Below are 11,782 nucleotides of genomic sequence, written 5' to 3'. Positions count from 1 at the left end.
GTGGCCCTGGAGGGCGGCGAGGGGCGGGCGGCGCCGATCGCCCAGCTGCTGCGCTTCGCTGGCCGGGACCTGACCCGCAGCGGCCAGAGCCTGCGCTGCGCCCGGGTGATCGGCAAGGCGGGGGTGGCCCTGGGCGGGCGGGATATCGATCGCTGGATCGCGGCCCATCTCTGCCCCGATGGGCCCGCCGACGGCGGCCTGCTGCAGCTCGCCGAACGGATCAAGTGCCAGCTGAGCGAGGCCCCCGAGGCCCGGCAGGTCCAGGCGATGGCCGGGTCGTTCCGGGAGCTGAACCTGAGCCGGCCGGCCTTCGAGCGGCTGCTGGAGGAGCGCGGCCTGCCGCAGCTGCTCGACGGTCTGCTGGAGGCGGTGCTGGCGGCCGCCCGCCGGGAGGGGCTGGGGCTGGGGGACATCGACGCCGTGCTGCCGGTGGGGGGCAGCAGCCGGATCCCCCTGATCCGGCGCTGGCTCGAGGGCCGCTGCCCCGGGGTGCCCCTGCGCGGCGAGCGGCCGGTGGAGGCCGTGGCCCTGGGGGCCCTGGCCCTGACCCCCGGCGTCCAGGTCCGGGACGTGCTGGCCCGCGGCGTTTCCCTGCGCTGCTGGGACCGACGCAGCGCCGCCCACCGCTGGCATCCCCTGTTCGTGGCCGGCCAGAGCTGGCCCACGGAGCAGTCCCTGGAGCTGGTGCTGGCCTGCAGCCGGGACGGCCAGGAGGCGCTGGAACTGGTGCTGGGGGAGCCCCTGCCCGAGGAGCGGGCCGAGGTGGTCTTCGAGGGTGGGCTGCCGGTGCTGCGTGAGCGGCAGGCGGGTGCGGCCCCGGTGCGGCCCTGGTCATCGTCGCCGCTGACCATCCCGCTGGCCTCCCCCGGTCAGCGCGGCGTCGATCGGTTGCGGTTGCGGTTCTCCATCGATGCCCGGGCCCAGCTCCTGGTGGCCTGGGACGACCTGGAGGCCCCCGCAGACGGGGGGCGAAGCGAGGGGGAGCGAAGCGAGCCGCGGCCCCTGGGCCCGGTGCGCTGAGCGCCAGGGGAACCGCTGCGCTGAGCGCCACTGGGGCCTGGCGATTGCCGCCACCGCAGGTGGACGCCGACCAGGCTGCCCCTGCGGCCGGGCGCCGGTCGCCGCCGTTGCATACAAAGGGAGAGAACGGTGCTGTTTCTCCCCCCTTGGCCCTCCGCCGGCACAGACTCCCGCGCTTCTGGCTGGCCATCACCCTGGGTTCGGTCGCCGCCGCCATCGGGCTGGGCTACTGGTGGGAGCGCCAGCTGCCCGTGCGCCTGGAGCAGGCCTCCGCCACCGGCCGCCTCGACGACTGCCTCCGCTACAGCGAGCAGCTGGCGGCCCTCAGCTGGCTGCCCGGCCGCACCCCCTTCGATCGGGGGCGTTGTCTGCGGGCCAAGGCTGACCAGCTCTGGGGCCAGGAGGACTGGAGCGAGGCCCTGCGGCTGCAGCGCCAGGTGATCAACTCCCGGGCCGGCACCCCCTCTGACCGCGAGCGGCTGGCGCGCTGGCAGCGCCAGCTGCGGACCCTGGCCCGCACCCGCTTCCAGGCCGGGGACCTGCAGGGTGCCCTGGCGGCGCTCGCCCCCCTGGGGGAGGAGCGCAACGACGACGGCAGCGCCATGGGCGACGACCTGCAGGCGATCTGGAACCGCAACCGCTCCCAGCTGGAGCGGGCGACCCTGCTGGTGAAGCAGAAGCGCTGGTGGGAGGCCCTCGACAGCCTCAACCGGATCGACCATCCCTGGTGGCGCCAGCAGAGCGAGCCCCTGCGGCAGGAGATCAAGAAGGGCCTCGACCAGCTCCAGGGCAAGGACCGGGAGCAGGACAGCCACGGTTCCCTGCCCCATACCGTGTCCGGGGAGAAGCTGGATGCCCTGGTGCAGCGCCGCATCGCCGCCGGCATGGACGAGTGGCAGGCCTTCCAGGAGGCCTGCAAGGAGCTGGGCGGGCGGGTGGTGGAGGCCGGGCCGGAGAGCGCCTGCCAGCGCTGACCCCCATGACAGGATGGCCGCGCAGAGCGTCACGGTGGACATGCAGCCAGGTGATCAGGTCAGGGTGTGCCGCAGTGTGGTCGTCTACAACCACCCCCAGCATCGGGGTGAAGCCTTTGATATGGAAGGTCAGCAGGGCGAGGTGTTCAACGTGCTGAACGACTGGAAGGGACGCCCGATCAGCCCGACCCTGCCCGTGGTGGTCGCCTTCGGCAAGTTCCGGGCCCACTTCCGCGAGGACGAGCTCGCCACCGTCTGACGTTCCCCGTCTGAGGTCGCCTCAGTCTCTCGGGAGTCAGCCGCGCAGCAGGTAGACACCCTCCTCGCCATCGATGGCCTGAAGGCAGAGCTGGATCGTCTCGTGGCGCGCGGTGGGCACCACCCGGCCGCAGAAGTCCGGCTGGATCGGCAGCTCCCGGTGGCCCCGGTCCACCATCACCAGCAGCCCCACCCGCCGCGGCCGTCCCCAGCCCTGCAGGGCCTCGAGGGCGGCCCGCACCGTGCGGCCGGTGAAGATGACGTCATCGACGAGCACCACCTGGCGTCCGTCCACGGGCACCGGCAGCTGGGTGGCCTCCACCAGACGGGTGCCCACCCGCTCCAGGTCGTCGCGATGGAAGGTGGGGTCAAGGCTGCCGTGGGCGATCGGATGGCCGCAGATCGCCTCCAGCCGTCCGGCCAGCACCCTCGCCAGGGCGACGCCGCGGGTGGGGATGCCCAGCAGCACGAGGTCGCGGCTGTCGGCCACGGCCTCCAGCACCTGGGAGGCGAGCCGATCGAGGGTGCGTCCCAGATCCTGGGCGGAGAGCAGTTCCAGCCGGTCGGAGGGGCCCGTTCCGGCCTGAGTTCTGGCCACAAAGCGTATGGCGTGTAACCAAAGCCTGACGCATCCGCGCCGGAAGAAGGTGATGTCAGGAGGGGGCTGTAAGTTGGCGTGGCGTTGAAACGTGCAGATTTTCTCGCTGGTGAAAGCAGCTCCCTCCCAGAAGCACTCCGCCAGCGGCACCGGCGAACGCGTCTCCTGCGAGACGGCAGCTCCCGTCGCTCCCATGGTTCTGGCCATCCTTGACGGCTGGGGCTACAGCCCCGAGAGCGATCACAACGCGGTGCGGAAGGCGGACACCCCGGTGATGGATGCCCTATGGCACGCCTATCCCCACACCCTGATTGAAGCCAGCGGCGCCGCCGTGGGCCTGCCCGATCACCAGATGGGGAATTCCGAGGTGGGGCACCTCACCATCGGCTCGGGCCGCATCATCCGCCAGGAGCTGGTGCGGATCGGCCAGGCGGTGCGCAGCGGCAGCATCGCCGGCAACCAGGCCCTCAACGACCTGGGTGACACCCTGCTCGCCAGCGGCCGTCCCCTGCACCTGATCGGCCTCTGCTCCGACGGTGGCGTCCACAGCCATGTCGACCACCTCGGTGGCCTGCTGCGCTGGGCCGCCGGCCGGGGCCTCAGCGACGTGCTGATCCACGTGGTCACCGACGGCCGCGACTCGGCCCCCCATGGGGGCCCGGGTTACCTGGCCCGCATCCAGGCGATGATCGATGCAGCGGGCGTCGGCCGGATCGCCACCCTGTGCGGGCGCTACTGGGCCATGGACCGCGACCAGCGCTGGGAGCGCACCGAGAAGGCCTACCGCCTGCTCACCGAGCCGTCCGAGATCTGTCCCTTCACCCCAGAGGAGGTGCTGCAGGGCTCCTATGCGGCGGGCATCACCGATGAATTCCTGGAGCCGGTGCGTCTCAGCGAGGGGCTGCTGGAGAGCGGTGACGGCCTGGTCTGCTTCAACTTCCGCCCCGACCGGGTGCGCCAGATCATCCGCGCATTGGTCCTGCCGGAGTTCGATGGTTTCCCGCGGCAGTGGCTCGGCCCCCTGCATGTGGTCACCTTCACCCAGTACGAGCAGGGCCTGCCCGTGCAGGTGGCGTTCCCGCCCGAATCCCTCGACGGCCTGCTGGGCCAGGTGGTCTCCGAGCACGGCCTGCGCCAGTTCCGCACCGCCGAAACTGAGAAGTACCCGCACGTCACGTACTTCATGAACGGCGGCATCGAGCAGGCCTTCCCCGGCGAAGACCGGCACCTGGTGCCCTCCCCCCGGGTCGCCACCTACGACCAGGCGCCGGCGATGTCGGCGGAGAAGCTCACCGACAGCTGCATCGCCGCCATCGGCAGGGGGATCTACTCCCTGGTGGTGATCAACTACGCCAACCCCGACATGGTGGGCCACACCGGCCAGATGGAGGCCGCCACCGAAGCCATCGCCATGGTCGACCGCTGCGTGGGCCGGCTGGTGGAGGCCACCACCCGCATGGGCGGCAGCCTGCTGATCACCGCCGACCACGGCAACGCCGAGGTGATGCAGGGCCCCGATGGCCTCCCCTGGACCGCCCACACCACCAACCCGGTGCCGGTGATCCTGGTGGAGGGGGAGAAGCGCAAGCTGCCGGGCCATGGCAACGACGTCACCCTGCGGGACCACGGCGGCCTTGCCGACATCGCTCCGACACTGCTGGAGATCCTGGGTCTGCCCAAGCCCGCCCGCATGACCGGCACTTCCCTGGTGGTGCCCGCCTCCGTCCCCGCCGCCCGCATCCCCCAGACCCTCGGCGCCTGAAGCTCCGGGCCTGCGGCCGCTAGGCTGGCCCAATGGTCAAGAACCAGGCCTGATGGTCAAGAACATTGTGTCCTCGCTCTGGATGCTCAGCGGTGCGCTGCTGATCGTGAGCGTGCTGCTCCATAGCCCCAAGGGGGATGGCATGGGGGGCCTGGCTTCCAGTGGCGGCTCGATGTTCAGCAGTGCCCGCAGCGCCGAGAACACCCTCAACCGCATCACCTGGACCCTGCTGTCCCTGTTCCTGGGGCTGGCGGTGGTGCTGAGCGCGGGCTGGCTGGGCTGAACTCGATGGACCGCCGCAACTTCCTCTCCAGCCTGCTGGCCCGGCTGGGGGCGCCCCTGGCGGGGCTGCTGACCTTCCTGCCGGCATCCAGAGCCCTGGCGGCCGCCAAGGCCACCGATCCGGCCTGGCAGCTGAGCCCGGCGGAATGGCGCAAGCGCCTGTCTCCGGCGGCCTATGCCGTGCTGCGCGATGAGGGCACCGAGCGTCCCTTCAGCAGCCCGCTCAACAAGGAGAAGCGGAGCGGCACCTACGTCTGCGCCGGCTGCCGCCTGCCCCTGTTCTCCTCGAAGACCAAGTTCGACTCGGGCACGGGCTGGCCCAGCTTCTGGCAACCCCTGCCCAACGCGGTGGCCACCAAAACCGACTTCAAGCTGATCCTGCCCCGCACCGAATACCACTGCCGCCGCTGCGGTGGGCACCAGGGCCACGTGTTCGACGACGGGCCCAAACCCACCGGCAAGCGCTACTGCAACAACGGCGTCGCCCTGGCCTTCGTGCCGGAGGGCTGAGTCACTGCCGGGGTCAGCGGCGGCGGCGGCGCTCCCAGTGGATCGTGGCCCAGCTGGGCGCCGATGCGTTCCCGAGCCAGCACGCGGTACTCGAAGAAGTGTTCGCCGGCGGCGCAGAGGCCCAGATAAAGGGCCAGCAGGCGAGGTTGTTGGCGCGCCATCTCCCACAGCTGCCGCCAGAACAGGCCGCGCAGTTCAGGGCGTCGCAGGCCCTGCTTCCAGACCAGCAGGGCCAGCAGCCGCACCGCCCGGATCGGCGGGACGTGCATCTGCTGGGAGCAGTGGGGATTGGGGGTGATGGCGAGGCAGTGCCGCAGGCAGCGTTCCAGGTAGATGGCGGGCTCGTACATCCGCCAGAGGGCCTGCACGTACTCGCGGCCGATCTCCTCCGACGGCCGGGTGGGCACGAAGTTCATCAGGGTGTTCTGGTCGCCACACCAGCCATCGGCATTCGTCAGCAACCTCCCCTCCTGCTCCAGCCGGGTCCACAGGGCCGTGTTCGGAAGCGCCTGAAGAATGCCCAGCATCGGCTGGGGGATGGCCGTTTCGGCGATGAACGCCTCGATGCGCTCGCCTGCCCCCGATCGTTCCCCGTCGAAGCCGAGGATGAAACCGGCGTAGATCACCAGTCCTGCCGCATTGATCGTCCGGCAGGCCTCCACGAGTGGATGGCGGGTGTTCTGCTGCTTGCGGGTGAGCTCCAGACTGTCCTGGTCGGGGGTCTCGATGCCCAGGAAGACCCCGAAGAAACCGGCCTGGGCCATCAGATCCAGAAGCTCGGGCTGTTCGGCCAGATTCACCGAGGCTTCGGTGAGGAAGTTGAAGGGGTAGCGATGCGCCCGCATCCAGGGAATAAGGTCGCGGAGCAGACGTTTGACGTTGTGCTGATTGCCGATGAAGTTGTCATCCACCATGAAGATGGATCCCCGCCAGCCCAGGTCGTAGAGGGTCTGCAGTTCCGCCAGGAGCTGGTGGTTCTGCTTGGTCCGCGGCTTGCGGCCGTACAGGTTGATGATGTCGCAGAACTCGCAGTTGAACGGACAGCCGCGGGAGAACTGCACCGCCATCATCAGGTAGGCGTCCCGCTGCAGCAGGTCGTAGCGGGGCCTGGGGCTGTGGGTGACATCCGGTTTCTCCGTGGCCCGGAACACCCCTGTGGGTGCGCCTTGCCTGAGGGCCTCCAGTAAAGTGGGTACCGTGAGTTCCCCCTCATCCAGGATCAGGTAGTGGGCTCCGGATTGCATCGCATGCTCCGGCAGCGAGGTGGGATAGGGGCCACCGACCGCCACCTTCTTGCCCATCGTCACCGCCTTGCGGATCAGATGGTGGAAATCCTCCCGTTGCACCATCATCGCCGAGACGATCACCAGGTCGCACCACAGCCAGTCCTCCTCCGGCTCCTCGGCCACGTTCCTGTCGTGGAAACGCAGATGCCATTCCGGCGGCAGCAGTGAGGCCACCGTGAGGATCCCCAGGGGCGGGATGAAGGCCTTCACGCCTGCCATCTCCAGGAACCGGTCGAACGACCAGAAGGTTTTCGGGAAGTGGGGATAGAGGAGAAGCGCTTTCATCACAGCGGCGGGGCGATGGCGATGGCCCGGCCGCGGGTGCCGGTCTGACCCTTCGCTTCGAACGTAGGCAGCCGGGAGGTCATGACGCTGACGCCACACATTTCTTGCCTCCATTTCCTCGCCGTTCGCTGGAGCGAATGAGGTAGATTCTGGCCGCATTGGCTGATGCAAAGGTGCGTCGTGAATGCAGCAGCATCACGACGAATCTGCGGCTCTCCAATCGTCCTTCCTTGCGGGGACGGACGCGAAGCCAAAAAAAAGCGCCCCCGCAGGGGCGCTTGGTGCTTAAGGCGAAGGACTGGAGATCCGACGCTGATCGCAGGGGCGATCAGTAGTCGAAGTCGCCGCCCATGCCGCCGCCGCCGCCTGCGGGAGCAGCTTCCTTCTTCTCGGGCATGTCGGCCACGATGCACTCGGTGGTGAGCACCATGCCGGCGATCGAGGCGGCATTCTGCAGGCCGGAGCGGGTCACCTTGGCGGGATCGACGATGCCGGCGGCCAGCATGTCGACGTACTCGCCGGTGGCGGCGTTGTAGCCCTCGTTGAAGGGCTTGTTGCGCACGTGCTCGGCGACGACGGCGCCGTTGACGCCGGCGTTCTCAGCGATCCGCTTGAGCGGGGCGGTGAGGGACGAGGCCACGATGGTGGCGCCGATCAGCTCCTCGCCGGAGAGATTGGCGGCCGCCCACTCCTCGAGGGCCGGGGCCAGGTGGGCCAGGGTGGTGCCACCACCAGGGACGATGCCTTCCTCAACGGCCGCCTTGGTGGCGTTGATGGCATCTTCCAGGCGCAGCTTCTTGTCCTTCATCTCGGTCTCGGTGGCAGCGCCCACCTTGACCACGGCCACACCGCCGCTCAGCTTGGCCAGACGCTCCTGCAGCTTCTCCTTGTCGTAGGAGGAGTCGGTTTCGTCCATCTGCTTGCGGATCTGCTCGCAGCGGGCCTTGACCGCCGCCTCGTTGCCTTCGGCGACGATGGTGGTGGTGTCCTTGTTGATGGTGATGCGGCGGGCGGTGCCCAGCATCTCCAGCTTGGTGTTCTCCAGCTTGAGGCCGGCGTCCTCGGTGATCAGCTGACCGTTGGTGAGAACGGCGATGTCCTCGAGCATGGCCTTGCGGCGGTCACCGAAGCCGGGAGCCTTGACGGCGGCGACGTTCAGCACGCCACGCAGACGGTTCACCACCAGGGTGGCGAGGGCTTCCTTCTCGATGTCCTCGGCGATGATCAGCAGGGGCTTGCCGGTGCGGGCGATCTGTTCGAGCACGGGCACCAGGTCCTGCACCAGGCCGATCTTCTTGTCGGTGAGGAGGATGTAGGGCTCGTCGAGCACCGCTTCCATCCGCTCGGTGTCGGTGGCGAAGTAGGGCGAGATGTAGCCCTTGTCGAAGCGCATGCCTTCGGTGACCTCCAGTTCGGTGGTCATCGACTTGCCTTCCTCGAGGGAGATGACCCCCTCCTTGCCCACCTTGTCCATGGCGTCCGCGATCATGCGGCCCACCTCTTCGTCGTTGCCGGCGGAGATGGTGCCCACCTGTGCGATGGCGTTGGAGTCGGAGATCGGCTTGGCGTGCTCCTCGATCTTGCCGACGAGGAATTCGGTGGCCTTGTCGATGCCCTTCTTGAGGGTGATGGCGTTGGCGCCGGCGGCCACGTTGCGCAGACCCGCCTTGACCATGGCGTGGGCCAGGACGGTGGCGGTGGTGGTGCCGTCACCGGCGGCGTCGTTGGTTTTGCTGGCGGCCTGACGGATCAGGGCCACACCGGTGTTCTCGATGTGATCCTCCAGTTCGATCTCCTTGGCGATCGTGACGCCGTCGTTGATGATCTGGGGAGCGCCGAATTTCTTCTCCAGCACCACGTTGCGGCCCTTGGGACCCAGGGTGACGGCAACGGCTTCGGCAAGGATGTCGATGCCCCGTTCGAGCGCCCGGCGGGCTTGCTCGTTATAGATGATGCGTTTGGCCATGGAAGGCAGGGAATGACGGAGTTGGTGTTCGATGCAGACGGGTGAGGAACCGTCGGCTCAGTTGACGACGGCCAGGATGTCCTTCTCGGACAGCAGGACGTACTCGTCGGTGCCGAGCTTGATGTCGGTGCCGGCATACTTGCTGTAGAGGACCTTGTCGCCCACGCCCACTTCGGGGGCTTGGCGGGAGCCGTCGTCGTTGCGCTTGCCGGGACCGATCTGGACCACTTCACCCACCTGGGGCTTTTCCTTGGCGGTGTCGGGCAGGAGGATGCCACCGGCGGTTTTCTCCTCCGATTCGGACACCTTGATGAAGACGCGATCTCCGAGGGGTTTGACCGTGGAGACGCTGAGAGAAACGGCAGCCATGAATTGACGCGATGGATGGACGCGAAGGCAGCGACGGATGACGACCGGGGCCGGCGCGTCGCTGGGATGGGGCGAGTTGGCACTCGCGCCCTTCGACTGCCAACCTAGGTGGCGCCTTGGCTGCGACGCCATCCCCGGGCTGTGCGGGTGACCGAACCGCCGGCGGCCAGGCCCCCTGCGGTGGTAAGGTTGCGCCGCTTCAGACGGGTGGTCGGATCCCGCTGGCACCCCTCCTTCCCTCCTTTCCTATGGCTGCTGCCGCTCCCGCCGTCCCTGGTACCAAAGGCACCGTGCGCCAGGTGATCGGCCCCGTCCTCGACGTGGAGTTCCCTGCGGGCAAGCTGCCCAAGATCTTCAACGCCCTTCGGATCGAGGGCACCAACTCCGCTGGCCAGCAGGTGGCCCTCACCGCCGAAGTGCAGCAGCTGCTGGGCGACCATCGGGTCCGCGCCGTGGCCATGAGCAGCACCGACGGCCTGGTGCGCGGCATGAGCGCCCTCGACACCGGCGCCCCCATTTCCGTGCCCGTGGGTGAGGCCACCCTGGGCCGCATCTTCAACGTGCTGGGCGAGCCCGTCGACGAGCAGGGTCCCGTCAGCAGCACCATGACGGCCCCGATCCACCGCCAGGCTCCCAAGCTCACCGAGCTCGAAACCAAGCCCCGCGTCTTCGAGACCGGCATCAAGGTGATCGACCTGCTGGCCCCCTACCGCCAGGGCGGCAAGGTGGGTCTGTTCGGTGGTGCCGGCGTCGGCAAGACCGTGCTGATCCAGGAGCTGATCAACAACATCGCCAAGGAACACGGCGGCGTTTCGGTGTTCGGCGGCGTGGGCGAGCGCACCCGCGAGGGCAACGACCTCTACGAGGAATTCAAGGAGTCGGGCGTGATCAACGCCGGCGACCTCTCCAAGTCGAAGGTGGCCCTCTGCTACGGCCAGATGAACGAGCCCCCCGGCGCCCGCATGCGGGTGGGTCTCTCGGCGCTCACCATGGCCGAGCACTTCCGTGACGTGAACAAGCAGGACGTGCTGCTGTTCATCGACAACATCTTCCGCTTCGTGCAGGCCGGCTCCGAGGTGAGCGCCCTGCTGGGCCGCATGCCGTCGGCCGTGGGCTACCAGCCCACCCTCGGCACCGACGTGGGTGAGCTGCAGGAGCGCATCACCTCCACCCTGGAGGGTTCGATCACCTCGATCCAGGCCGTGTACGTCCCCGCCGACGACCTCACCGACCCGGCGCCCGCCACCACCTTCGCCCACCTCGACGCCACCACCGTGCTGAGCCGCGGTCTGGCCTCCAAGGGCATCTACCCGGCGGTGGATCCCCTCGATTCCACCAGCACCATGCTCCAGCCCGCTGTCGTGGGCGACGAGCACTACCGCACCGCCCGGGCCGTGCAGTCCACCCTGCAGCGCTACAAGGAACTGCAGGACATCATCGCGATCCTGGGTCTCGATGAACTCTCCGAAGACGACCGCCGCACCGTCGACCGGGCCCGCAAGATCGAGAAGTTCCTCTCCCAGCCGTTTTTCGTGGCCGAGATCTTCACCGGACAGTCCGGTGAGTACGTGAAGCTCGAGGACACCATCAAGGGCTTCAACATGATCCTGGCCGGCGAGCTCGACGACCTGCCGGAAGCCGCCTTCTACCTGGTGGGCAACATCGATCAGGTGAAGGCCAAGGCCGCCAAGATCCTCGCCGACGCCAAGTCCTGATCCGGGAAACCCCATGACCCTCACCCTGCGCGTCCTCGCCCCCGATCAGAGCGTCTTCGACGGCACCGCCGACGAAGTGATCCTGCCCGGCACCACCGGCCAGCTCGGCATCCTCACCGGCCACGTCTCCATGCTCACCGCCCTCGACAGCGGCGTGCTGCGGGTGCGGGAAGGGGCCAACTGGCAGTCGATCGCCCTGATGGGGGGCTTCGCCGAGGTGGTGGCCAATGAGGTCACCGTGCTCGTCAACGGTGCCGAGCTGGGCAGCAGCATCAATGCCGCCGCCGCCCAGGGCGAGTTCGAAGCGGCCCAGCAGGCCGCGGCGGCGCTGGAAGGCTCCGACCCCAGCCCCGAGAAGGTGAAGGCCCAGCAGGCCCTGGCCCGCGCCCGCGCCCGTCTCCAGGCCAGCAAGGGCGCCTGATCGCGGCCCACATGGGCAAGGGTCGGGAGCTGGGTCTGCAGCTGCGGGAGTGGATCGCCACCGGTTCCGTCAGCCTGGACAATCCCCAGGCCCTCGCCAACCGCCTGATCGACGCCCTCGGGGCTGAGGAAACCCTGCGCGGTCCCGTCCGGGACCTGGCCACCCAGCCCCTGCTGCAGCGGGTGCTGCAGCTTCAGGGGGGTCCTCAACGCAGCGCCATCAGCGCCCTCAGCAGCCATCTGGCCGGGATCTACGCGCCGGCTGTGCTGGCCGAACTGCTCGACCTGCTCGAGGCCTGCTCCGGCGTGGCCCCCACGCGGCCGGGCGCGGATGCGC

12 protein-coding genes and 1 pseudogene are annotated in these 11,782 nt (G+C 68.7%); 9 read left to right on the top strand and 4 right to left on the bottom strand.

Translation table 11 applies throughout. The features are described from left to right. The 3 genes from VB737_RS03130 to VB737_RS03120 form a co-directional block, all read left to right on the top strand. Window positions 1-1,020 (top strand): Hsp70 family protein (locus VB737_RS03130; protein ID WP_500311053.1); only part of this gene is annotated, 1,020 nt, incomplete at its 5' end. A 146-nt stretch (window positions 1,021-1,166) separates the two neighbouring features. After that, the gene (locus VB737_RS03125; protein ID WP_500311051.1) at window positions 1,167-1,994 is read left to right on the top strand and encodes a hypothetical protein; all 828 of its coding nucleotides are present in this window, start codon (window positions 1,167-1,169) and stop codon (window positions 1,992-1,994) included. A 40-nt stretch (window positions 1,995-2,034) separates the two neighbouring features. Next, a complete protein-coding gene (locus tag VB737_RS03120) occupies window positions 2,035-2,253 on the top strand; it encodes a ferredoxin-thioredoxin reductase variable chain (RefSeq protein ID WP_106220503.1) in 219 nt (72 codons plus the stop codon). Window positions 2,254-2,289: 36 nt separating this feature from the next. Here the strand turns inward: VB737_RS03120 and pyrR are convergent, their stop codons facing one another. Continuing rightward, window positions 2,290-2,850 carry a bifunctional pyr operon transcriptional regulator/uracil phosphoribosyltransferase PyrR gene (gene pyrR, locus VB737_RS03115; RefSeq protein ID WP_500311048.1) on the bottom strand — a complete coding sequence of 187 codons (561 nt, stop codon included), beginning with the start codon at window positions 2,848-2,850 and terminating at the stop codon, window positions 2,290-2,292. Window positions 2,851-3,043: 193 nt separating this feature from the next. On the opposite strand from pyrR, the gene gpmI reads away from it, so the two are divergent. Genes gpmI through msrB form a run of 3 tightly spaced genes read left to right on the top strand, consistent with a single transcriptional unit; the run spans window position 3,044 to window position 5,404 of the window. Further along, window positions 3,044-4,612, top strand: a complete 1,569-nt coding sequence (gene gpmI, locus VB737_RS03110) for a 2,3-bisphosphoglycerate-independent phosphoglycerate mutase (protein ID WP_500311055.1) — start codon at window positions 3,044-3,046, stop codon at window positions 4,610-4,612. A 52-nt stretch (window positions 4,613-4,664) separates the two neighbouring features. Further along, window positions 4,665-4,895, top strand: a complete 231-nt coding sequence (gene secG / locus VB737_RS03105) for a preprotein translocase subunit SecG (RefSeq protein ID WP_015110663.1) — start codon at window positions 4,665-4,667, stop codon at window positions 4,893-4,895. Between the two features lie 5 nt (window positions 4,896-4,900). After that, window positions 4,901-5,404 carry a peptide-methionine (R)-S-oxide reductase MsrB gene (msrB, locus tag VB737_RS03100; RefSeq protein WP_500311045.1) on the top strand — a complete coding sequence of 168 codons (504 nt, stop codon included), beginning with the start codon at window positions 4,901-4,903 and terminating at the stop codon, window positions 5,402-5,404. On the opposite strand, the gene VB737_RS03095 is transcribed toward msrB, so the two are convergent. The 3 genes from VB737_RS03095 to groES form a co-directional block, all read right to left on the bottom strand. After that, on the bottom strand, window positions 5,359-6,975 hold the full coding sequence (locus VB737_RS03095; RefSeq protein ID WP_500311043.1) for a B12-binding domain-containing radical SAM protein: 1,617 nt from the start codon (window positions 6,973-6,975) through the stop codon (window positions 5,359-5,361). The genes msrB and VB737_RS03095 overlap by 46 nt on opposite strands. Before the next feature lie 328 nt (window positions 6,976-7,303). Further along, complete coding sequence (gene groL, locus VB737_RS03090; RefSeq protein WP_094585628.1) at window positions 7,304-8,941, bottom strand: chaperonin GroEL; 1,638 nt, start codon at window positions 8,939-8,941, stop codon at window positions 7,304-7,306. A gap of 57 nt (window positions 8,942-8,998) precedes the next feature. Then, window positions 8,999-9,310: a co-chaperone GroES gene (groES, locus tag VB737_RS03085; protein WP_015110667.1), complete on the bottom strand. Its 312-nt coding sequence runs from the start codon at window positions 9,308-9,310 to the stop codon at window positions 8,999-9,001. Between the two features lie 248 nt (window positions 9,311-9,558). On the opposite strand from groES, the gene atpD reads away from it, so the two are divergent. The 3 genes and pseudogenes from atpD to VB737_RS03070 form a co-directional block, all read left to right on the top strand. Then, window positions 9,559-11,025: a F0F1 ATP synthase subunit beta gene (gene atpD / locus VB737_RS03080; RefSeq protein WP_500311039.1), complete on the top strand. Its 1,467-nt coding sequence runs from the start codon at window positions 9,559-9,561 to the stop codon at window positions 11,023-11,025. 13 nt (window positions 11,026-11,038) lie between these two features. Beyond that, window positions 11,039-11,446, top strand: a complete 408-nt coding sequence (atpC, locus tag VB737_RS03075; RefSeq protein WP_500311037.1) for an ATP synthase F1 subunit epsilon — start codon at window positions 11,039-11,041, stop codon at window positions 11,444-11,446. A gap of 11 nt (window positions 11,447-11,457) precedes the next feature. After that, window positions 11,458-11,782: pseudogene (locus tag VB737_RS03070) on the top strand (rhomboid family intramembrane serine protease); the annotation flags it as partial.

The sequence above is a fragment of the Synechococcus sp. BA-120 BA3 genome, from assembly GCF_034931285.1.
Lineage (GTDB): Bacteria > Cyanobacteriota > Cyanobacteriia > PCC-6307 > Cyanobiaceae > Cyanobium.
This window is presented reverse-complemented; position numbering and strand designations above follow the sequence as displayed.